This is a genomic window from Parabacteroides sp. CAG:2 (assembly GCF_000436315.1).
In the GTDB taxonomy this organism is placed as follows: domain Bacteria; phylum Bacteroidota; class Bacteroidia; order Bacteroidales; family Tannerellaceae; genus Parabacteroides; species Parabacteroides distasonis.
The window spans coordinates 69,791-93,104 of record NZ_FR885321.1; the positions used below are offsets into that span (position 1 = coordinate 69,791).

The following is a 23,314-nucleotide window of genomic DNA, read 5'->3' on the forward strand; positions in this document are numbered from 1 at the left end:
AGAGTATTCGGAAAGAGTGGCGTTGCTTTTGCTGAACGTATGTTGATAAGCTTGGAGGAGGAGATGTCATTACACTGTATCGGGACGATCCCGGAATTGTTTGATGGTAACCCACCGTTTACCGGACGTGGAGCTGTCTCTTTTGCGATGAATGTTGCGGCTATCCTCCGTGTTGTGGATTTGTTGAAGAAGTATAACGCCGAATAAAACTAAGTACCATTATGAAAGCATTAATGTTTGGATGGGAATTTCCTCCTCATATCTTGGGCGGTTTAGGAACGGCCAGTTTCGGTTTGACACGAGGCATGGCAATGCAGCCCGATATGGATATTACTTTTTGTATACCGAAGCCCTGGGGCGATGAAGACCAGAGCTTTCTAAAGATAGTGGGTGTCAACCAAGTTCCGATTGTTTGGAAGGATGTTGACCGTGAATATGTGCAGCAACGGGTTTCCAAAGCGGGAATGAACGCTGACCAGTATTATAAGTACAGGGATCATATTTATGCGGATTTCAGTTATCGTCATGTGACTGATTTAGGGTGCCTTGAGTTTTCCGGACGTTATCCGGATAATCTTCTGGAAGAGATCAATAACTATTCGATCGTTGCGGGAGTAATCGCTCGTACGGAAGAGTATGATATCATCCATGCGCACGACTGGTTGACTTATCCGGCGGGTATTCACGCTAAAAATGTGAGTGGTAAGCCTTTGGTAATCCATGTTCATGCTACGGATTATGATCGTAGCCGTGGTAATGTGAATCCGGATGTCTATGCGATTGAGAAGAATGGTATGGACAATGCAGATCATATCATAACGGTGAGTAATTTGACTCGTCAGACGGTGATCGAGAAATATCATCAAGATCCCGCTAAGGTAACGACCGTACATAACGCCGTAGAGCCTTTAAGTCCTGAGATTTTAGCGATCCCAGATAAAAAGGGTGTAAAGGATAAGGTTATTACATTCTTAGGTCGTATCACGATGCAGAAAGGGCCGGAATATTTCGTTGAGGCTGCCGCAAAGGTTTTGGCTAAGGCTCCTTATGCACGTTTCGTGATGGCTGGTAGTGGTGATATGATGGATCAAATGATTCGTTTGGCCGCAGCACGTAATATTTCAGATCGTTTCCACTTTACCGGATTTATGAAGGGCAAGCAGGTCTATGAGGTGTTGAAAGCCAGTGACGTATATGTGATGCCTTCGGTTTCTGAGCCTTTTGGTATCTCTCCGTTGGAAGCCATGCAATGTGGTGTACCCTCTATCATTTCTAAACAATCCGGTTGCGCCGAGATCTTGGATTATGCGATTAAGGTGGATTATTGGGATATTGAGGCGTTAGCGGATGCCATGTATTCTATTATTACTTATCCTGCCATGCATGAGTTCTTGAAAGTGGAAGGTAAGAAAGAGGTGGATAATATCAAATGGGAATATGCCGGACAAAAGGTTCGTCGTATTTACGACAATGTGATAGGTAACAAATAAATTAACGACAAGACAAAAATAAAACAAACAATATTATGAAAACGATCTGCTTTTATTTTCAAATACATCAGCCGTTCCGTTTAAAAAGATATCGCTTCTTCGATATAGGTAACGACCATTACTATTACGATGATTTCCAGAATGAGGAGATTATCCATCGTATAGCTGAACAATGTTACTTGCCGGCTAACCGGACTATTTTGGAGATGATTAAGACCAGTGGTGGTAAGTTTAAGGTAGCGTTCTCTATTTCCGGCGTAGCGTTGGAGCAGATGGAGATTTATACTCCGGAAGTGATCGATAGCTTTAAGGAATTGGCGGCTACGGGGAATGTGGAATTCTTGTCTGAGACTTATGCTCATTCTCTTTCTTCCTTGGGAGATCCGGAGGAGTTCAAGCATCAAGTAAAGAAACAAGAAGATAAGATCAAGACTTTATTCGGGGTTAAACCGAAAGTGTTCCGTAATACGGAGTTGATTTACTCGGATGATATTTCCGCTATGGTTTCTGAGATGGGCTATAAGGGGATGTTGACGGAGGGTGCTAAGCATATCTTAGGTTGGAAGAGTCCGAACTATATGTATTCTTCTTGCGTAGCTCCGAAGTTGAGTTTATTATTGAAGAATGACCGTTTCAGCGAGGATTTATCGAACCGTTTCAGTGATTATAGTTGGAATGAGTATCCTTTGACAGCCGATAAGTATATGTCATGGATCGCTGCTACTCCGGATTCAGAGCAAATCATTAATTTGTTTATGAATTATGAGGTGCTGGGATCTTTGCATCCAGCTTCAACCGGTATTTTTGAGTTCTTCAAGGCTTTGCCTCGTTTTGCTGCGGATAAGGGGATTAGCTTCTCTACTCCATCGGAAGTATTTACATTGATCAAGCCGGTAGACTCTATCTCCGTTCCTTATCCGATCTCTTGGGTAGATGAGGAGAGAGATTGTAGTTCTTGGTTAGGAAATGTATTGCAGCAGGAAGCGTTCCGTAAGATTAATGAGATCGGTGAACGTGTTCGTTTGTCTCAGACTCGTCGTATCCGTCAGGACTGGTACTATCTGCAGAGCAGTGACCATTTCTATTATATGAGTACAAAGCATATGGGACAAGGTGGCTTTAGCCCTTACGATAATCCGTATGATGCATTTAATAACTATATGAATGTTCTTTCCGATTTCATTGTTCGTGTAAATGCGGAATTCCCGGAGAATATAGAGAATGAGGAATTGAATTCATTGCTTTCTACGATTAAGAATCAAGGAGAGGAAATCGAGAGTCTACAGAAAGAATTAGATAAATTAAAAAAGAAGGCGGCGAAGAAATAAGTCGTTAATTGATTTGACTAGACTATTTTTGGAGAGTGACGGGTCCTTTTAGGGACCCGTTATTTTTTGCCTTAGAGATACGGATATAAAAAAAGCGAGATGTTTTTCATCTCGCTTTTTTATTATATAGATTCTTTGCTATCTGACATATTTACATGATGTAATACCAATTTTCATCACCTCTTCATCCTTTCGTATCTTTACTCCTGAAGGAGCTAGATAATTCGTGATGGCTGTTGTAACAACTGTACTTTGACCGTAACTGTTGTTTGTGGTAGTTGTTCGTTGAACAGGGATAAGAAGTAGGCTCAAATCTTTGTCCGGATTATTCTCCATCTGATATTTTAATAAATTGGCAAGATTCGGGAATGAGTACGTACGAGTAGTCGCATCGTAAGCCTTGGATAGAAACGAGGTTACATTATTGTCAATTTGACTACCCTCAAAGAAACTCTTTACAGAATCCTCCGGCAAGATCAATAAATAAGGAGGAGGAGCCAGCACATATTGCCAATCTTCTTGCGGCATCGCTTTTAACTCTAGTGGTAAATTATTCACGATACGCTCTTTCATGATCGGAGTAATTTCCTGTGTCGGAAGAACGATGCGTGTACAAACGCCGGCAGGAGTCTTAAAGAATGCATAGCTGTCGTTCGGTTGTAGCAATTGACTCATATCCGTATTTTTGAAACGACTTAGCTGAATAACCTCTTTAGTGACGGAGAAAGCTTCCCACGTGGTTATTAAAGAGTCTTTTCCTGCTGTGCTTTTAACCGCATAATTATAATATATCTTAAGGACAGAGCTAGCCACGGACAATATATTACCACTACCGAAGGTTGTTGTTACATAAAGCCCCGGGAAAAACTCATTGAAAGTTTCTTGATTCTTGAATGTACCCGGATTATTAATCGTTTCATCATAAAATTTTTGTCCGAACTCAGTAGGCATTTTAATGCTTACATGAGGGCTGTAACCATCAGAGTTTCTAAGGGAGTCGGATATACTTGTGTTATAAGCCGTATAAGCTTGAGCACCCATTGACTCTTGCATATTGCAATATTGCTTAGGGTCAATATTTGTATAGAAATTCTTTTGTAACGGACTTGTAATTTTAAAGATCTCCGCACGCATAGGCGCCAAGGAGTCTCCTACCCATACACCGTTTTTATTGGAACCATTATAATATATATTGAATTCCACTGAATCAATTTTTCCCTCATAAGGTGTATGTGCAAATTGAAAATCATTCGGACAATAGAATTGGCACATAAAATCCGATACAAGATTACCATACAGCGGATCGTAGAGTTCACCCAACTGGGCGCTAGTAGACCTTGCGTAAATAGAATCTAATTGCACCGTAGTGGCTTGTATCTGGAACGTGTCCATATATACCGCAATTGTATCGTCGCCTGGCTGAATACTTGTTCCTATCGAACTAAAATCATCATTACACCCGGCCAAAATGCTAGCACCAAGGCCAAGTCCAAGTATTAAAAGCTTGATTTTCATTACTACATTTATTATTTCGTGTTAGAATCCAATACCACGTCGTAGAACTTATTGAACTCGTCCATATAAGTTTCCGGTGACTGATAGGGAAGGAAAGGAGTATCTTTCTTGGCAGAGATATAATCAAGGACTTCTTGATTGATCGTCTCGCTACCTTGGATTACACCATCAGCGAAATCAATCGCTAATTTGGTTAGGCCCACAAAACTTGTATCTGCCTTGATTAACTTCAAGTCAGCTTCTTTGGCTCCGTCCGCCTTCAGTTTTGTCGCGAAATCTTTGTTTAGCGGGTTCTTGAAGTCATCGTTGTAGATCGAATAAACGATTTTCGCGTTACGCAGGCACGGGTCATCGGCATACATTCTCTTGATGTAAAGAGCCGTTAACGCTGACATCCAGCCATGGCAATGGATTACATCAGGAATCCAACGCAATTTTTTTACGGTTTCCAATACTCCGCGTACATAGAAGATCGAACGATCGTCATTATCTTCATACTCATTTCCATTCTCATCGCTGACCGTGGATTTCCGTTGGAAGAAATCCTCGTTGTCAATAAAGTAAACCTGCATCCGGGCCGATTGAATGGATGCTACCTTAATGATCAGAGGATGGTCCGTGTCGTCAATAATAAGATTCATACCAGACAGACGGATAACCTCGTGCAACTGATTGCGGCGCTCGTTGATATTTCCGAATTTTGGCATGAATGTCCTGATTTCGCGACCACGCTCCTGAATTCCTTGCGGCAAATTTCTACATATTGTCGCGATCTCGGATTCGGGAAGGTAGGGAGTGATTTCTTGGGCTATAAACAAGATTTTTTTTGCATCCATTCTGTAAACTAGTTTTATAAAGACGCTACAAAGATACGAAAAATCTTTTATTTACGGTAATTATTTAGTTGCTTTGCACCGTCAATTAAGCATCTATCTGATGAAAATAGTAAATAGTATTAAAGATTTGAAGGCTTATCTTGCTGAGGCAAAGCAGGATAATAAGAAAATTGGCTTTGTTCCTACCATGGGAGCACTGCATAATGGACATCTTAGCTTGGTACAACATTGCGTGAAAAACAATGATGTATGTGTAGTCAGTGTTTTTGTAAATCCAACCCAATTTAATGACAAACACGACTTGGAAACGTATCCCCGTACGTTGGAGGCTGATTGTGCGTTATTAGAATCTGCCGGTTGTGACTATGTATTCGCTCCCTCTGTAGAAGAGATGTATCCGGAGCCAGATACCCGTACGTTTGATTTGGGAACGGTATCTGAGGTAATGGAAGGCGCTAAGCGTCCGGGGCATTTTAACGGTGTAGCGCAGGTAGTAAGTAAGTTGTTCTATATCGTAGAGCCGGATAACGCTTATTTCGGGGAAAAGGATTTCCAGCAGATCGCTGTGATCCGGGCGATGGTGAAACAATTGAATATCCCTGTAACGATCAATGCTTGTCCGATCGTTCGTGAGGGCGATGGCTTGGCCTTGAGTAGCCGGAATACCCGTTTGACACCGGAACAACGTCAAAAAGCTCCGTTAATTGCTCATACATTAAAAGAAAGTACTACCTTTGTGCCCGGAAAAAGCGTACAAGAAGTGATTGACTATGTTGTCAATACGATTAATAGCGATCCTGTCATGGAAGTTGAGTACTACGAGATCGTAGATGGCAATACGTTAGAGTCTATCAAGAACTGGTCGGATACCGATTATCCGGTAGGTTGCATCACGGTATATTGCGGAGAGGTACGTTTGATCGACAATATCAAATACTAATTATAAGTCATACATGTTTATAGAGGTAGTAAAGTCAAAAATTCACCGGGTAACGGTAACGGAAGCTAACTTAAACTATATCGGTAGCATCACTATCGACGAGGATTTGTTGGACGCCGCTAATTTGATTGCGAACGAGAAGGTCTCGATCGTGAATAATAATAACGGAGAACGTTTTGAGACGTATATTATCAAGGGCGAACGTGGCTCGGGAGTGGTTTGCTTGAACGGAGCGGCTGCCCGTAAGGCTCAACCCGGAGATATTATTATCGTTATGTCGTATGCCATGATGGATTTCGAGGAGGCGAAAACATTCAAGCCTTCCGTGGTATTTCCCGATACGGCGACAAATAAGTTGATATAGCAGACGCTAGGCTTTGTAGAGATCTCTAATCATAAGAAAAGCTCGTCGGGATGCGGCGGGCTTTTTTTATCTTCATAAATTTAAGTAATGAGCGAGTTATGTACACGAACAGGAATATATGGAATGTTAGCTACCCGATCTTTTTGAGCTTGTTGGCGCAAAACGTGATAAACGTGACTGATACGGCTTTTCTAGGTAGGGTTGGTGAAGTCGAGTTGGGGGCTTCCGCTATGGGAGGACTTTATTATATCTGCGCTTTTACGATCGCCTTTGGTTTTAGTACGGGATCTCAAATCGTGATTGGCCGTAGAAACGGAGAGGGACGTTATGACCAGATAGGGCCTGTCATGATACAAGGCGTTTTCTTCCTATTGTCGCTGGCTGCTATATTGTTCTTGTTTTCTCGTTTTTTCGCGGGAGACGTGATGCGTGTATTGATTTCTTCGGACGCTATCTTGAATGCCACGGAGGAATTTTTGGATTGGCGTGTGTTTGGCTTCTTCTTCTCTTTCGTGAACGTGATGTTCCGGGCTCTTTTTATAGGTATTACCCGTACAAAGGTGTTGACATTGAACGCAGTTTTGATGGCAATGACGAATGTCTTACTGGATTATCTTTTGATTTTCGGACATGCCGGATTTCCAAAGATGGGTATTCAAGGGGCGGCTATCGCTTCCGTCATAGCCGAGGCGGTATCGATTCTCTTTTTCGTGGTTTACACGAGACTTACCGTAGATATACGTAAATATGCGCTTAACCAGATTCGTTCTTTCGATTTTGGCTTGTTGAAACGGGTGCTGGATATTTCCGTGTTCACGATGCTGCAATATTTCTTGTCTATCGCTACTTGGTTTATGTTCTTTATCGCTGTGGAGCATTTGGGGCAACGGGAGTTGGCGGTGGCGAATATCGTACGTAGTATTTACGTCGTGATGTTGATTCCCGTTAATTCCTTGGCGACCACGACAAACACGTTCGTGAGTAATAGTATCGGGGCGGGAGCGATCAATCAAGTTATACCGACTATCTGGAAGATCTGTAAGTTATCGTTGGGCATTATGGTCGTGTTTGCCGCTATTGTCAGTTTGATGCCGGGATGGGTCGTGTCTGTTTATACGAATGACGCTTCATTAGTGGCGGCCTCGGTTCCATCCGTCTACGTGATTGTCGGTTCTTTATTGATCGGATCGGTAGCTAATGTGGCGTTCAACGGGGTGTCGGGTACGGGAAATACACGTTCTGCGCTTTTTATGGAAGCGGCGGTATTGATTCTGTATGTGCTTTTTGTATATGTCGCGGGGATGCGTTTACGTTTGCCGGTAGCCGTATGCTTCTTGACAGAGGCTATTTACTATAGTGGATTGCTCGTCGCTAGCGTAATCTATTTAAAGAAAGCCTCTTGGCAAAATAAAAGAATATAAGTATATGAGGGGAAAAAACACGTACGTCTTTTTTTGAACTGTGAATATTGGGAAATTGTTCGTATTTTTGTATTGTAATCAAATAAGAAAGGTAACTCATGTCCACGAAGCAATGTGAAGATATGTTGGTAGGAAAAGGAGTACGGCCTACTGCCGCACGGATCCTTGTCTTGCAAAAATTATCAGAACGAACCAGCCCGGCTTCCCTGTTCGAATTGGAGGCGGAGTTGGAGACGTTGGATAAATCGACCATTTCCCGTTCATTGGCCTTGTTATTGGAACATCATGCGATCCATTCTTTCGAAGATGGTAGTGGCTCTATAAAATATGAGATATGCCAGAGCCGTTCGGAGACATGCCCAGTGGGTGATAGGCATATTCATTTTTTCTGCGAGGTATGCCGTAAAACCTCTTGTTTAAATAATATCAAGATCCCGGTCGCTCAATTGCCGGAAGGATATATAATGGATACCATTAATTATACGGTAAAGGGTGTTTGCCCATTGTGTAATAAGCGACGTTCCCAGAAACCCTGATAATTTGCAATCAAGTTGCAACTCCCTTCTCTTACCTTTGTACCGTAATCAAGAAGTAAATAATTAAAATAGATAAGATTATGAGTACAACATGTGGATGCGAACATTGCCATTCGCACGGAAGTTCCGGTTTATGGATGCCGACGGTTTCTTTCGTTTTGTTGGTGATAGGACTTATCGGGAAGTACTCGGGGATAAGTTGGTTTGCTGAGTCTTGGATAGAGGCCATTTGGTTTCTGGTCGCTTTTTTGCCGGTAGGACTTCCTGTTATGCGAGAAGCTTGGGAAGCGGCTTTGCGGAAAGACTTTTTTAGTGAGTTCTCGTTAATGGCGATCGCCTCGATTGGGGCGTTTTGTATTGGGGAGTATCCCGAGGCCGTAGCCGTGATGCTTTTCTATACGGTAGGAGAGAGGTTGCAACTTCTAGCCGTGAATAAAGCCTCGAAGAATATCAGTGACTTGTTAGATGTCCGGCCGGAACGAACGGATGTATGGCGGACGGGTACATATATGAATGTATCTCCGAAGGATGTAAAAGTAGGCGAGCGGATCGAGGTGAAACCCGGCGGACGTGTGCCTTTGGATGGCGTTTTATTGGAAGCCGAGGCACAGTTCGATACCTCGGCATTAACCGGGGAAAGTATGCCTCGTTCTATCCGTGAGGGTGAGGAGGTGCTTGCCGGAATGATCGTGCAGGGGCAGGCGGTACGTATACAAGTGAATCGGCCGTACGAGCAGAGTGCCTTGGCTCGTATTTTGGCTTTGGTGAAAGATGCCTCGGAGCGGAAAGCGCCGGCGGAATTGTTTATTCGGCGTTTCGCACGGATTTATACCCCAATCGTGATTCTTCTGTCGTTTCTAATCGTGTCGGTTCCAGCCTTGGTAGGGATGGTGACACCTTCTTTCCAGTATGTTTTCTCGGATTGGTTATATAGGGGATTGGTTTTCTTGGTTATTTCTTGTCCTTGTGCCTTGGTTATAAGTGTTCCGCTCGGATATTTCGGTGGTATAGGCGCCGCTTCTCGTGCCGGGATATTATTTAAGGGCGGTAATTATTTAGATGCGATCACACGGGTAAATACGGTAGCGTTCGATAAGACTGGTACATTGACTACCGGGCGTTTTGAGGTCATAACGGTGGAAAGCACGGGTATCCCGGCTTCTGATCTTTTGAGTGTTTTGTTATCAGTAGAGCGGAAAAGTACCCATCCGGTAGCGCAGGCTGTAGTTCGTTATGCGGAAAGAAAAGATAGCGTACCTATGGAGATCACTGACATGCGGGAACTGGCGGGTCATGGTGTCGAGGCTATCATGAACGGTCGGCAGGTACTTGTCGGTAACATCCGTCTATTGACCGAACGTGGTATTTCTGTCCCGAAGGAATTATCTGATAGTGTATCTACCGTGGTGGTTTGTGCGATCGATGGGAAATATGCGGGGCATCTTCTCCTTTCGGATACCTTGAAGAAGGATGCCGTGGATGCGATTTGTCGGTTAAAGGATCTGGATGTTAAAGATATTTGCTTGTTGTCCGGGGATAAGCAAGAGATCGTGAATCAATTCGCTGAGCGTTTGGGTGTCGATAAAGCGTATGGTAATCTGCTGCCGGAGGATAAAGCCGCTTATATAGAGCGATTGACGGCGGAGTCGGATAAGTTGGTTGCCTTTGTGGGCGATGGGATGAACGATGCGCCGGTACTGGCTTTAAGTGATGTCGGTATTGCGATGGGAGGATTGGGATCGGATGCGGCCATCGAGAGCGCGGACGTGGTTATCCAAACGGACCAGCCCTCTAAAGTAGCGGAAGCTATTTCTATCGGACGTGCTACCCGGAATATCGTCCGTCAGAATATCGTGGGATCTATTGGCGTGAAGGTGATAGTCCTTGTGGCGGGAGCCTTCGGTTTTGCCACGCTTTGGGAAGCTGTTTTTGCGGATGTAGGCGTGTCTCTGCTGGCGGTTCTTAATTCGGTCCGTATACTAAAACGTTGAGAAGTGAAGAATTTCGAGATCGCTTTCATCGCATACTCATCTCTTTTTCGTACCTTTGCCCCTTAATCCAGTAGAAAATAATATAAATACACATACGAATTATGTTTGAGAACTTAAGCGAAAGGTTAGACAGATCGTTTAAACTGTTGAAGGGCGAAGGCAAGATTACCGAGATCAATGTGGCGGAAACATTGAAGGATGTGCGTAAAGCGTTGTTGGATGCCGACGTCAATTATAAGGTTGCCAAGAGTTTTACGGATACGGTAAAAGAGAAGGCTTTAGGACAGAACGTGCTTACATCGGTTAAGCCTAGTCAGTTGATGGTTAAGATTGTTCACGATGAGTTGGCCAGCTTGATGGGTGGCACGGCGGTTGACGTGAATTTGCAGGGAAATCCCGCCATTATATTGATGTCCGGTTTGCAAGGTTCGGGTAAGACTACTTTCACAGGTAAACTAGCGTCTTTATTAAAGACCAAGAAAAATAAGAAACCATTATTAGCCGCTTGCGACGTGTATCGTCCGGCAGCTATCGAGCAGTTGCGTGTAGTCGGAGAGCAGGTAGGTGTTCCGGTATACATGGAATTGGAGAATAAGAATCCGGTGGAGATCGCTATGAACGCTATCCGCGAGGCACGGGCTAAAGGCAATGACGTCGTGATCGTGGATACCGCCGGTCGTTTGGCTATCGATGAGCAGATGATGAACGAGATCGCCGCTATCAAGAGCGCTATCCAGCCGGATGAGACCTTGTTCGTGGTAGATGCCATGACGGGTCAGGATGCCGTGAATACCGCAAGGGAATTTAATGAGCGGCTGAACTTCGACGGCGTCGTACTTACGAAGTTGGATGGTGATACCCGTGGTGGTGCCGCTTTGTCGATCCGTACGGTTGTTGATAAGCCGATTAAGTTTGTCGGTACGGGCGAGAAGATGGATGCCTTGGATATTTTCCACCCTGAACGTATGGCGGATCGAATCTTGGGCATGGGTGATATCGTGTCTTTGGTGGAACGTGCGCAAGAGCAATATGACGAGGAAGAAGCGAAACGTTTGCAGAAGAAGATCGCTAAGAACCAGTTCGATTTTAACGACTTTATCTCCCAGATCCAACAGATCAAGAAGATGGGTAACTTGAAAGAGCTGGCATCCATGATCCCGGGCGTAGGAAAGGCATTGAAAGACGTGGATATCGATGATAACGCGTTCAAGAGTATCGAGGCTATCATTTATTCGATGACTCCGGATGAGCGTAGCAATCCGGTTATCTTGAATGGCTCACGCCGTCAGCGTATCGCCAAAGGTAGCGGTACGAGCATCCAGGAGGTAAACAAGCTGATCAAGCAATTTGATGAGACCCGTAAGATGATGCGTATGCTTACTTCCGCAAAGTCGGGGAAGATGAAGCTACCTTCGATGAAGCCCTCGTTCAGACGTTAATTAACAGGAGACAATCAATAATATGGAAGAACAACATTATCAATTGCTGGATGGTAAGGCCGTTTCCGCTCAGATGAAGAAGGAGATGGCTGAGGAGGTAGCCCAGATCAAGGCTGCCGGAGGTAAGATCCCTCACTTGGCCGCTATTTTGGTGGGCCATGACGGTGGTAGCGAGACTTATGTGGCTAGTAAAGTCAAGACTTGTCAGGAGATTGGTTTTAAGTCTACCTTAATTCGCTTTGAGGAGGATGTTACGGAGGAAGAATTGCTTCGTAAGGTCGATGAGTTAAATAATGATCCGGATGTGGATGGCTTTATCGTACAGCTTCCGCTTCCGAAACATATATCCGAGCAGAAGGTGATTGAGACGATCGATTATCGTAAAGACGTGGACGGTTTCCATCCGATTAACGTGGGACGTATGTCTATCGGTTTGCCTTGTTTCGTATCGGCTACGCCTGCCGGTATCTTGGAATTATTGAAGCGTTATCATATCGAGACGCAAGGAAAGCATTGCGTGGTTTTGGGACGCAGCAATATTGTCGGCAAGCCGATGGCTACCTTGATGATGCAGAAATCTTATCCGGGCGATTGTACGGTGACCGTATGCCATAGCCGTTCTAAGAACTTGAAGGAGATGTGCTTGTCTGCTGATATTATTATCGTGGCTTTAGGTGTTCCTGAATTCTTGAAAGGGGATATGGTGAAGGAAGGCGCCGTGATCGTTGACGTGGGAACAACCCGTATGCCAAGCAGCGTAACCAAGAGCGGATTTAAGTTAACGGGAGATGTCTTGTTTAACGAGGTCGCTCCTAAATGTTCCTATATCACTCCGGTTCCGGGTGGCGTAGGGCCTATGACAATCATTTCTTTGATGCGTAACACATTGTTAGCGGGAAAGAAAGCGATCTATAAGTAAGTGGATGGATAAAAAAGTTCGCAAAAGGTTTGTGTAATCAGAATTTATACCTATCTTTGCGCCGTCTTAAAGGGGGAATCCTTTGAAAGGCGGATATGGTGAGAGTAGCTCAGTTGGTTAGAGCATCGGATTGTGGTTCCGAGGGTCGTGGGTTCGAGCCCCATCTTTCACCCATTGTGGTTTTTTAGATAAAAATCTTGTTATGAATAAAACAAGGTTTTATGAACCAAGGCGTCTGTGAAGAATGAAAGGTTTTTTTATATGGTGAGAGTAGCTCAGTTGGTTAGAGCATCGGATTGTGGTTCCGAGGGTCGTGGGTTCGAGCCCCATCTTTCACCCTAGAATGAGAAAAGGATATGTCTATTAGGGCATATCCTTTTTCTATTTCTTATAATGGGCATTGTAAGTCTTTTATGATGCCCATCATAAGGAGCTTACAATAGGCATTGTAAACTCCTTATAATAGCGATCGTGCTGACCTACTCTTCGGTATATAAACCTTCTCTTGATAATTGCTTATCCAGATTCGCTACACCGAGGGCTATGATAGCGGTAACCGTAGCCGTATGTTCTTGGTATTCGGGGATGTTCTTTGTGTATAAATCCCGTTCCGTATGCCAGATTTCGCCGTAATCAAAATCATATCCTTTGAAATCCTCTGTGGTGAAACCTAATGTGGGGACACCTTCGATGGCGAAAACTGATGCGTCTGTTCCCCCCATGCGTGTCGGGCGTTTACGGGGTTCACGAACTTTTACCTCGAAAGGATAGTCCGGACGGATTTTTTGGATGGGTTCGCTGATCTTCACGAAATCATCATACATGGCTTGAGGGACGGAGATACCGACAGGAGGTTCCGGGCCACCGTCACGATTGAACAAATTAGCGATTTTGGGTAATTTATCCTTATGCGCTTTCACCCAAGCTTGTGCTCCTAATAAGCCAAATTCCTCACCGGCGAATCCGATAAATAAGATCGTGCGCTTAGGCTTGGCTCCGGATTTGGCGATCATGCGAGCGGCTTCCATCATCGGTCCGATTCCAGTACCGCAATCGATGCCTCCGGTAGCCACGTCGAAAGCATCTAGGTGACCGCTGATAATTACATATTCGTCCGGGTATTTGCTGCCTTTGATAGACGCTACGACATTATGGTATTTAACCGGGCCTAATTTAAAATGATTACGAATATCGAACTCTAGTTCGAATGTACGTCTCTCTTTCACCATTTGTTCGATGATCGCGAATTGATGCTCGTCTAATTTGATATCCGGAAGTTCCGGCAGATTGTCGAAGTTCGTATTCGGGTCGTTCATCATTTTCCGGTCGTATAACGCACGGATAGGTACGGTGGAGGATTGGATAAAACCTAAAGCTCCGGCCTCGCACATTTCCTTATAATATAATCCGGGGAATTCCTTATAAGACAACATCTCGTTTTTCTCCCCGTTTTCCCAGTTGCGGCGTCTTAGATCATTGTTTTTCTTCATGATCTCGTTGTTCTCTTTCTTGATCTCCGCACGGATGGAATCTCCCGAGGCGGAGCGGTCGATAGGCCAACCTACATTTTTCCCTGAGATAAGAACCCAAGCACCATTCAATCTTCCTTTGATTTGCTGGAACTCCTCGTCGTTACGAGGCTCCATCACCGCATGCCCACGTTGCACGCCTTTCGTTCCGGAAGTGTAAGAAGGGGTGGCGAAATGCAGGATCATTCCGTTGTCGCTCAACAAGCGTCCGAACCAAGGTCCTCGATTAAAGCCGACAGGGACGGTACCGGCCTCTTCTAATTGGACATCGAGTCCCCAACTCTTAAACTCACGCACCATCCACTCGGCGGCGTTCTCATAAGCGTCGGAACCTATTAAACGTCCGCCAAAGCGGTTCGTAAGGATATCCAGCTGATGCATCACTTGATTATCGTTCTGACCCATCTCGATGATTTTTTTTACGGCAGCGTCCTGAGCTGGTACAGGGGAGACTGTCATGCAGGCTAATGCCGCACAAACAAGTAAGATTTTTCTCATAAAGTAGTGTTTATTTCATTGATATGACTGTTTATTATTCAGTGTATGCAAATAAAGGAATAAATTTTGACTTATTGCAAATGAAATGGCAGTTTCTTTTATAACTTTGCGGAGTAAACAGATGGCGAATGAAAACAATGCGTAGCTTGAAGTGGTTAAGACCCCTCTTGATAGTACTCTTTATGAGTTACTACGTGGGTGGCACGGCCTTTACCCATACGCATCATTTCCTAAACTATAGTATCACTCACTCTCATCCCTATCTGCCGGGAGCCGATGGCTTGCCTCATCATGAGCATAGTACGGTAGCGTTTAATACGATTGAAGAGCTGACCGAATTGTGTATGGAGTTAATTCCGTACTTGCCTTTGGTTATGGCTTGGGCGCTTTTGATGGTAGTGCTCGTCTTTCTAAAGAATGAGGTTGTCTTGCGTCTTGTGCGGCGTGGCGAATCCCGTGCGCCTCCCTCGTTTGGTATAGTAATTTGAATCAAGCATTAGAATCACTTTTTATACTAAACATTTTACGCATCTTATATGAAATCTATATTTTTACTATTGCTTCCAGCGATAGTATTATGCTCTTGCCATACCCAAAAGCAAGAGGATGAGTCTGCGCATGCCGTAACACTCAAAGGAGATATTATACATATCGGTTCCGAATCTCCTGTTTTATCCAAGTTGACAAAGGAAACGGTTAAACAGGAACCTTACCGTATGGAGTTTACCACCTCGGGGGTCGTACAGGCGATTCCTTCTAATTATGCGGAGGTGGCTTCACCTGTAAGCGGGCGAATTACGAAATCGTTCGTTCGCTTAGGGCAAAAAGTGGGCCCGGGTAGTCCGATCTTCGAGATTAGCGCTCCCGCAGTTTATGAGGCGGGGAAATCTTATTACCAAGCTCGCCAAGAGATGGAACTGGCCTTGAAAAGCTTGAATCGGGAGAAAGACTTGATGAAAAACAAGGTTGGTGTCCAAAAGGAATTGGAAGAGGCCGAGGTGAATTACGAGTTAAAGAAAAAAGACTATGAGAATATGGTAGCGGCATTGAAAGTCTTTCAGATTAATCCGGATGAAATGGCTTTGGGGCAACCATTGATCGTTCGCTCGCCTATAGCCGGTGAGGTCGTGAAAGATCGGATCGTAATCGGGCAATATATGAAAGAGGACGCCGAGCCTGTAGCTGTCATCGCCGATTTGAGAAAGGTATGGGTGGTCGCCCATGTAAAAGAGAAGGATTTGAGTTTAATACAGGCTTTGGATGAGGTGGAAATCCGGTTGGTAGCCATGCCGGATAAACCGATATCGGGAAAGATTTATCATATCAGCGAGATGCTGGACCCCGATACCCGTTCGGTGGAGGTCTTGATCGAGTGCGATAACAGTACCCGTTTGATGAAACCGGAGATGTACGGCACGGTCAAGTTGAGCGACCGTGAGGCGGAGGTGATTCGTATACCTACTTCCGCTATCTTGCAGGAAGAGGAGAATATGTACGTATTGGTGGAATTGGGGAATAACGATTACCGGAAACAAAAGATCGAGACCGGCCTTACTGAAGATGGCAAGACGGTGGTTTTATCCGGCTTGAACGTAGGTGACGAGATCGTAGTTACGGGAGCGTTTTATTTACTTGACGCACGCTAACGGATTATGAAAAGGATTATTTACTTGGCGATACATCGGCGAGGACTGATGTTCGTGTTATTTCTGTTCTTAGCGATCGTTGGTTATTATTCTTGGATGCGGTTGGCGATAGATGCTTATCCGGATATCGCCGATACCACCGTGCAAGTCGTGACGCAGGTTCCCGGATTGGCCGCCGAGGAGATCGAGCAACAAATCAGTATTCCGATCGAGCGGGCTATGAATGGTCTGCCGGGACTAAACGTAATGCGTAGCAAGAATACGTTTGGTTTATCTACGGTCGTATTGGTTTTTGATGATGGTATTGAGGATTATTGGGCCCGGCAACGTGTACAAGAGCGGTTGGTAGACGTGGAGCTTCCTTATAATGCGGTTCCCGGCTTAAATCCTTTGACTTCGCCGACGGGAGAGATCTTTCGTTATGTGGTGGAAAGTGACCGTTTGGACTTGAGGGAGTTGACCGATTTGCATAAATGGGTAATTATTCCGAGACTGAAACAGGTTACGGGTGTAGCGGATGTAAGTAATTACGGCGGTATCACTACCCAATATCAGATCGAGGTGAACCCTTATAAGATGGAGCAATACGACATTACCTTAGGGGATATTACGGAAAAGATAGAGAAGAATAACGTGAACGCCGGTGGTAGTATGTTAAGCCGGGGGGATTTGAGTTATGTGATCCGTGGAATCGGTCTGGTTAAGGACTTGGAAGACTTGGGACATATCGTGATCAAGACCGTGAATGGCGTTCCGGTCTACTTAAACGATATCGGTAAACTGAAATACGGAAACTTGGAGCGTAAGGGTGTTTTAGGTTTTACGGACGATACCCGTGATTATTCCGATGGCGTGGAAGGTATCGTGCAAATGCTCAGGGGGGAGAACCCGTCCCGGGTGTTGGATGATGTGCATAAGGCGGTAGAAGAACTAAATAACGAGACACTTCCCGAGGGAACCCGTATCCATCCGTTTATGGATCGTACGGATTTGGTTAATACGACCTTGCATACTGTATCGCATACGTTGTTCGAGGGTATGGTACTGGTCGTCTTAGTACTGATCTTATTCTTGGGGAGTTGGCGTGGCGCTTTGTTAGTGGCTTTAACTATTCCCTTGTCTCTATTGATTGCCTTTATCTTGATGCATGTTACGAATATCCCCGCAAACCTACTTTCCTTAGGCGCTATAGACTTCGGTATTTTGGTAGACGGAGCGATCGTGATGATGGAGACGGTCTTGAAGAAAAGGGAACGGCATCCGGATGAGGTATTGACGGAGGATTCGATCTTGCGCCGTACGACTGAGGTGGCTCGCCCGATCTTTTTCTCTACATTAATTATTATAACCGCCTATCTTCCTTTGTTCGCTTTTGAGCATATTGAGAAAAAATTGTTTACGCCGATGGCTTATACCGTAGGGTATGCTTTGCTGGGCGCTTTGTGCGTGGCCTTGTTCTTGATTCCGGGATTGGCCTTTTATGCGTATCGTAAGCCGGGAAAGATTTACCATAATCGTTGGTTGGAGAAACTTTCCACGGCTTATCATTCACAAATTGTCCGATTGATGGAGAAGCCAAGACGGGTTATTGTACCGTTACTGGCGATATTGCTGGGAGCGGGGATTTTAAGTTATACCGTAGGAAAAGACTTCTTGCCTCCGTTGGATGAGGGGGCGATCTGGATACAGGTACAGCTTCCTCCGGGTATTTCCATTGAGAAATCGAAGGAGATGGGGGCGGAGCTTCGGAAGACTTTGAAAGAGTTTAAGGAAGTCTCATATGTAATGACTCAAGTCGGTCGCGATGATGAGGGGGCGGAAGCGTTCTCACTCTCTCATGTGGAGTGTGGCGTGGGATTGAAACCCTATAGTACATGGAAGTTCGGTAAGACGAAAGCGGATCTGATCGAGGAAATGGCGGCTAAGTTGGAGACTATGCCCGGCTACTCGGTCGGTTTCTCCCAGCCGATCATCGATATGGTGATGGATCAGATCGCTGGGGCTCATAGTGATTTGGCGCTGAAGATTTATAGCGATGATATTACGGAAAGTCGCCATATTGCGGATCAAGTCGCTAATGTGTTGAAGGAAATACCGGGTGCTGCCGACGTAGCGGTAGATCAAGAGCCTCCGTTGCCGCAATTGCAGATTATCGCGGATCGTGCCCGTATCGCCCAGTATGGCTTGAACGTGTCGGATGTGGCTGATTTGATTGAGTTAGCGATCGGTGGAGCTTCTATTTCCCAGATATTTGTCGGAAGTAAAAGTTATGACGTGATTTGTCGTTTCGATGACGCTAGCCGCAATTCTCCCGAACGTATCGGAAATCTATTGCTGACTACCGGTTCCGGAACAAAGATTCCTCTTTCGCAAGTAGCGGAGATTAAGATGACAACTGGTGCCAGTACGATTACTCGTGAGATGAATAAGCGGCACTTGACGGTACGGGTTAATTTACGTGGCGTGGACTTGACGGCGTTCTTGAATAAGGCGAATGCGTTGATCGATAAAGAGGTGAAATACGATCATGATTCCGTGCATTTGAAATGGGCCGGACAGTTCGAGAACCAGCATCGTGCGTATGCCCGTTTGGGGGCTGTGGTTCCTTTGGCGTTGGGGCTGATGCTGCTTTTGTTGTTTGCGGCTTGCGGTAAATTCCGGCAGGCGGCTTTGATGATGAGTGTCGTTCCCTTGGCTTTGTTTGGTGGTATGCTGGCGTTGAATGTGCGGGGAATGACGTTGAATGTTTCCTCGGCGGTTGGTTTTATCGCCTTGGTCGGTGTCGCTATCCAAAATGGCGTGATCATGATTTCCCATATCAATAACTTACGTACGAGGGAGCGGGATTTGAAAGATGCGGTGATAACGGGAACCAAGCACCGTTTCCGTCCGATCTTGATGACGGCTACGGTTGCGGTCTTGGGATTGCTTCCTGCCTCTGTCAGTACGGGGATCGGTTCGGACGTGCAGCGTCCCTTGGCTACGGTAATCGTTTACGGGCTTTTATTTGCTACGGTAATCACGCTTTATGTGCTTCCCGCTTTATACTATATGATCGAGAAGCATTATGAGGGGAAGGATTTGACGCCGGTATCGGAGGAAAAAGAGCTGCACGCTTAATCCGGCGGTGGAATTAAAAAGATGTACTATGTTTAGATTAGAAGATATGAAGAAATATATAATCCTGTCGTTACTCTGCGGATGCTTATCCGCGAATGCCCAGACCATGGTTCCGCTTACGTATCGGCAATATATGGAGCGGGTTGCGGAAGGTAACCTTGAGTATGCGTCGGAGAAATTGAATGTGCCGGCCGCTAAGGCCGAGGTAACGGCGGCAAAGGTGTTTAACGATCCGAATCTTTCCGTGTCTTATTTCAATAATGAGAATAATTCCTTGCAGATGGGAGAAGGTGTTGAGGTAGAACTGAGCAAAACTTTCTCTTTTGGGAAACGGGGTGCGAATATCTCATTGGCACGTAGCGAGAGTGAGTTGACCGAGGCATTGTTGGCCGATTATTTCCGGAATCTCCGGGCAGACGCTACGATTGCCTATATGGAAGCCTTAAAGCAACATGAGTTGTATAAAGTAAAGGAGAATGCCTATGAGAATATCCGGGCATTGGCGGAGAGCGACAGTATCCGTTTCTCTTTAGGGCAAATCCGTGAGGTGGACGCTACGCAGAGCCGGGTGGAGGCCGGGGTCTTGCGGAACGAGTTGTTGCAAGCCGGTGCGGAATTAAAGAATGCTTTCTCGAACTTAAACCTCTTGACGGGGACTTTCAGTATGGATACTTTATTTCACCCAGAGGCCGAGTTACGTATGGAGCCTCGGAATTTTATCCTTGTTGACTTAATAACGGCGGCAAGCGAGGGGCGTACGGATTTGGTAGCTGCCTTAAAAAACAAGGAAGTGGCCGCTAGAGCCTTGAAAGTAGCTCGCCGGGAGCGGAATACGGATGTGGATTTGTCTATCGCCGTAAGCCGTAATGCCCGGGTTTATAATGAGGAAGCCCCGGCGCCTCCTTTTACCGGAGTGACGGCAGGTATCGCTGTTCCTTTGAAATTCTCTAATTTCAATAAGGGGACGGTTCGTGCCGCTCGTTATCGGGAGCAACAAGCGGAAGCGCAATATAAGCAGGCTCTTTTGCAAGTGCAGACGGAGGTGATGCAGGCATATCGCAATTATCAATCTTTCGCCGAGCAAGTCAATCATTATCAGGATGGGCTTTTAAGGCAAGCCCGTGAGGTGATGGATGGCAAGATTTACAGCTATAATAGGGGGGAAGTCTCTTTGTTGGAAGTCTTGGACGCCCAGCGTACTTACGATGAAGTACAAGCTCAGTATATTGAGACGCTGTTTAATTACAGCTCAGCCTTGGTCGAATTAGAACGTTCGGCGGGTATTTGGGATATTGAGATCTGATCATCTCCTAAGAGTGTAAGTTTTTATAATCGGGCGTTGGTAACGTAGACTTTACAAATAGATGTTTTTCTGTGAAACCAACGTCCGGTTATAATACTTTTGATATAGCTGTTTTTTTATTTGAAAAAAGATATTTATTTATTGGGGGTTTGCCTGCAATCGAAAACGACTACAATGTGGATGAAATCATCATTTTCTATACAATACAATATTTTGTAATGGCTTGTTTCATCTCATCGATTCAAAAAACTTATTCATCTCTTCTTCCTCTATATAAAGTCCCTTCTCATAGTTTTCTTCAGATTCGGCTATCATAGATTCTAATTCTTCTACCGATGGCGTCCAAGGGTAGTTCGTTGCCTTTTTGGAAGTAGGAGAGCACAAACGTTTTATATAGGTCTCCACTTTCGATAATCTTTCCTCATCCATGCCTTTTATCAAGTCATAGAGATATTCTTTCCGTAAATTTAATTCCATCGTTGTCATAAGATTTGTTTTTTAGGTTTCTTAAACTAGATAAAGATAGCGTATATATTTGGATATTATGTATTTTTGCATCTAAAAAATGAGCGCATGATATTCTACTTTACAGGGACAGGAAACTCCCGTTGGGTTGCGGAAGCGTTAGGGACGGCTTTCGATGAGCCGTTGGTTTCCATTGCCGATGCGTTGAATGAGGGTAAGAATGCTTATCCATTGGGGGAGAGGGAGAAAGTGTTTTTTGTGTTTCCTGTCCATTCTTGGGGGCCGGCTGTATTGGTGCCCCGCTTTATTTCCCGGTTGATCCTGTCCGGATATAAGGGGCAAGAGGTTTATTTCGTCTGTACTTGTGGTGATGATTGTGGATATACGGATCGGATCATGCGGAGCATCTTGGCGAGGCGGGGAATTGCCGTAACCGGAGGATTCTCTGTACAAATGCCGAACAATTATGTCTTGATGCCCGGCTTCGACGTGGATAGTAAGATGGTAGAGACTGAGAAACTGGAAAAAGCGCCGGAACGTGTAGGCGAGATCGTAGAGGCGATCCGGCAGAAGAGAAATCCCTCTTTGTATTATGCGGGAAGTGTCCCTCTTTTGAAGAGCTATATGGTCTATCCGTTGTTCACTCACTTTGCGATAGGCGGCAACCGATTTTATGCTACGGATGCCTGTATCTCTTGCGGTATCTGTGCGAAGGTCTGTCCGACCGGTACGATTTCCCTGTCGGGTGACGGAAAACCGGAATGGGCTGATTCTTGCGTTCAGTGCGTTGCCTGCATTCATCGTTGCCCGGTGCGTGCGATAGAATATGGTAAGATCTCGTTGAAAAAGGGACGTTATCATCACCCTGGGTTTAAGTAATCAATAAATAGAATAGAGAAATGAAGCAATTTTGTATGATGGCGCTTGCCGGCCTTTTGGTGGTTGGTTGCCAAGAAGTTCCAAAAGGATATGTTATCAATGGTGAGGTAGAGAATATGCCCGACGGTAAAATTTACTTGAAGTCATTCCGTAATAAAATGTTCTTTGACGTGGATACGGCGGAGATCAAAGATGGGAAATTCACCTTTAAAGGTGAGGTAGATCAGCCTTTACTATTCGGTTTGGCAACCGAGAGCATGAACTATCCGGTTCAACTTTTCTTGGAGAATACGGATATGAATGTCAAGATCGGGAATGACGGGGAGACTATTACCGTACAGAATTCACCGGTGAATGATGTCTTTCAAGAAAATGCGGAGAAGGTATTTGAGGAAGGGTATGATATTGACAGTTTGATTTCGAAATATCCAGATTCTCCGGCGGCGTCGTTCTATCTATATCGTTATTTTACCTACCAATTATCTTTGGATGATTTGAAGGCGACTCGTGCGAAGATTTCCCCGGTATTGGCGAATAGTCCTTATGTGAAGGACTTGGACGGTATTATCAAACAATTAGAACACGTACAGATCGGACAAGTCGCTCCGGAGTTTTCCTTGCCGGATACTGCAGGAGTTTCTGTGTCATTGTCGGACTTTAGGGGAAAATATGTGTTATTGGATTTTTGGGCCTCTTGGTGTCCCCCGTGTCGCAAGGAAAACCCTAACGTGGTAAATGCCTTCCAGCAATATAAGGATAAGAACTTTACGATCGTAGGTATATCCTTGGACAAGGATAAGGCTAAATGGCAGAAAGCGATCGCAGACGATCATCTGACTTGGGCTCACGTTTCCGACTTGAAATATTGGGATTCTGAGATCCCTGCTCTTTATGGGGTACGAGGTATTCCGGCAAATGTGTTATTGGATCCGAATGGGGTGATCATCGCCAAGAATATCACTGGAGAAGACTTACAGAATACCTTGAAGGAAGTGATTAAATAAGGATACGTTACTGCAACCCGCCTTGCAGTAGTGCTGCAAAGCCGTTGCAGTAGTATAAACAAAGGGAGTGTATTGGATTAAGCCTAATACA

Annotated in this window: 19 protein-coding genes, 2 tRNA genes and 1 pseudogene; 18 read left to right on the forward strand and 4 right to left on the reverse strand. The window is 45.0% G+C overall.

Going from position 1 to position 23,314, the window contains the following annotated elements:
- The 3 genes and pseudogenes from QVP94_RS14545 to QVP94_RS14555 all read left to right on the forward strand — a co-directional run.
- A pseudogene (locus QVP94_RS14545) lies at window positions 1-207 on the forward strand (4-alpha-glucanotransferase); the annotation flags it as partial.
- Between the two features lie 14 nt (window positions 208-221).
- Window positions 222-1,490, forward strand: coding sequence for a glycosyltransferase (locus tag QVP94_RS14550; RefSeq protein ID WP_005861614.1), 1,269 nt, complete (start codon window positions 222-224; stop codon window positions 1,488-1,490).
- Between the two features lie 35 nt (window positions 1,491-1,525).
- Window positions 1,526-2,818, forward strand: coding sequence for a glycoside hydrolase family 57 protein (locus QVP94_RS14555; protein WP_005861616.1), 1,293 nt, complete (start codon window positions 1,526-1,528; stop codon window positions 2,816-2,818).
- 138 nt (window positions 2,819-2,956) lie between these two features.
- On the opposite strand, the gene QVP94_RS14560 is transcribed toward QVP94_RS14555, so the two are convergent.
- Window positions 2,957-4,333, reverse strand: a complete 1,377-nt coding sequence (locus QVP94_RS14560; protein WP_022192889.1) for a DUF4270 domain-containing protein — start codon at window positions 4,331-4,333, stop codon at window positions 2,957-2,959.
- 11 nt (window positions 4,334-4,344) lie between these two features.
- Window positions 4,345-5,169, reverse strand: coding sequence for a glycogen/starch synthase (locus tag QVP94_RS14565; protein ID WP_005861620.1), 825 nt, complete (start codon window positions 5,167-5,169; stop codon window positions 4,345-4,347).
- Window positions 5,170-5,269: 100 nt separating this feature from the next.
- Between QVP94_RS14565 and panC the strand changes: the two genes are divergently transcribed.
- From panC to QVP94_RS14610, 9 genes are all read left to right on the forward strand, one after another.
- A complete protein-coding gene (gene panC / locus QVP94_RS14570) occupies window positions 5,270-6,109 on the forward strand; it encodes a pantoate--beta-alanine ligase (RefSeq protein WP_022192890.1) in 840 nt (279 codons plus the stop codon).
- A 13-nt stretch (window positions 6,110-6,122) separates the two neighbouring features.
- Entirely contained in the window at window positions 6,123-6,473 is a 351-nt protein-coding gene (gene panD, locus QVP94_RS14575) for an aspartate 1-decarboxylase (RefSeq protein WP_005861624.1), read from the forward strand.
- A gap of 98 nt (window positions 6,474-6,571) precedes the next feature.
- Window positions 6,572-7,894: an MATE family efflux transporter gene (locus tag QVP94_RS14580; RefSeq protein ID WP_008774105.1), complete on the forward strand. Its 1,323-nt coding sequence runs from the start codon at window positions 6,572-6,574 to the stop codon at window positions 7,892-7,894.
- A gap of 98 nt (window positions 7,895-7,992) precedes the next feature.
- Window positions 7,993-8,430, forward strand: coding sequence for a Fur family transcriptional regulator (locus QVP94_RS14585; protein ID WP_008774104.1), 438 nt, complete (start codon window positions 7,993-7,995; stop codon window positions 8,428-8,430).
- 80 nt (window positions 8,431-8,510) lie between these two features.
- Complete coding sequence (locus QVP94_RS14590) at window positions 8,511-10,421, forward strand: heavy metal translocating P-type ATPase (RefSeq protein WP_022192891.1); 1,911 nt, start codon at window positions 8,511-8,513, stop codon at window positions 10,419-10,421.
- Window positions 10,422-10,522: 101 nt separating this feature from the next.
- Complete coding sequence (gene ffh / locus QVP94_RS14595) at window positions 10,523-11,860, forward strand: signal recognition particle protein (RefSeq protein WP_022192892.1); 1,338 nt, start codon at window positions 10,523-10,525, stop codon at window positions 11,858-11,860.
- A gap of 22 nt (window positions 11,861-11,882) precedes the next feature.
- Window positions 11,883-12,779 (forward strand): bifunctional methylenetetrahydrofolate dehydrogenase/methenyltetrahydrofolate cyclohydrolase FolD, encoded by an 897-nt coding sequence (gene folD, locus QVP94_RS14600; protein ID WP_022192893.1) that lies wholly within the window; start codon window positions 11,883-11,885, stop codon window positions 12,777-12,779.
- 98 nt (window positions 12,780-12,877) lie between these two features.
- Window positions 12,878-12,951 (forward strand) — tRNA-His (locus tag QVP94_RS14605).
- Between the two features lie 92 nt (window positions 12,952-13,043).
- Window positions 13,044-13,117: transfer RNA gene (locus tag QVP94_RS14610), tRNA-His, on the forward strand.
- 141 nt (window positions 13,118-13,258) lie between these two features.
- On the opposite strand, the gene QVP94_RS14615 is transcribed toward QVP94_RS14610, so the two are convergent.
- Window positions 13,259-14,806 (reverse strand): M28 family metallopeptidase, encoded by a 1,548-nt coding sequence (locus QVP94_RS14615; protein WP_022192894.1) that lies wholly within the window; start codon window positions 14,804-14,806, stop codon window positions 13,259-13,261.
- Between the two features lie 137 nt (window positions 14,807-14,943).
- Between QVP94_RS14615 and QVP94_RS14620 the strand changes: the two genes are divergently transcribed.
- From QVP94_RS14620 to QVP94_RS14635, 4 genes are read left to right on the forward strand one after another with little or no spacing between them, the layout of a single operon-like run.
- Window positions 14,944-15,294, forward strand: coding sequence for a DUF8478 family putative metalloprotein (locus tag QVP94_RS14620; RefSeq protein WP_502685450.1), 351 nt, complete (start codon window positions 14,944-14,946; stop codon window positions 15,292-15,294).
- A gap of 48 nt (window positions 15,295-15,342) precedes the next feature.
- Complete coding sequence (locus QVP94_RS14625) at window positions 15,343-16,452, forward strand: efflux RND transporter periplasmic adaptor subunit (RefSeq protein ID WP_022192896.1); 1,110 nt, start codon at window positions 15,343-15,345, stop codon at window positions 16,450-16,452.
- A 6-nt stretch (window positions 16,453-16,458) separates the two neighbouring features.
- Window positions 16,459-19,572, forward strand: coding sequence for an efflux RND transporter permease subunit (locus QVP94_RS14630; protein WP_022192897.1), 3,114 nt, complete (start codon window positions 16,459-16,461; stop codon window positions 19,570-19,572).
- 28 nt (window positions 19,573-19,600) lie between these two features.
- Window positions 19,601-20,875, forward strand: coding sequence for a TolC family protein (locus tag QVP94_RS14635; protein WP_022192898.1), 1,275 nt, complete (start codon window positions 19,601-19,603; stop codon window positions 20,873-20,875).
- A 228-nt stretch (window positions 20,876-21,103) separates the two neighbouring features.
- On the opposite strand, the gene QVP94_RS14640 is transcribed toward QVP94_RS14635, so the two are convergent.
- Complete coding sequence (locus QVP94_RS14640) at window positions 21,104-21,361, reverse strand: hypothetical protein (RefSeq protein WP_009276550.1); 258 nt, start codon at window positions 21,359-21,361, stop codon at window positions 21,104-21,106.
- An 87-nt stretch (window positions 21,362-21,448) separates the two neighbouring features.
- On the opposite strand from QVP94_RS14640, the gene QVP94_RS14645 reads away from it, so the two are divergent.
- Together QVP94_RS14645 and QVP94_RS14650 are read left to right on the forward strand one after the other, a co-directional pair.
- The gene (locus QVP94_RS14645; RefSeq protein WP_005861724.1) at window positions 21,449-22,219 is read left to right on the forward strand and encodes an EFR1 family ferrodoxin; all 771 of its coding nucleotides are present in this window, start codon (window positions 21,449-21,451) and stop codon (window positions 22,217-22,219) included.
- Window positions 22,220-22,239: 20 nt separating this feature from the next.
- The gene (locus QVP94_RS14650; protein WP_005861726.1) at window positions 22,240-23,223 is read left to right on the forward strand and encodes a TlpA disulfide reductase family protein; all 984 of its coding nucleotides are present in this window, start codon (window positions 22,240-22,242) and stop codon (window positions 23,221-23,223) included.
- The last annotated feature ends 91 nt before the right edge of the window (window positions 23,224-23,314 follow it).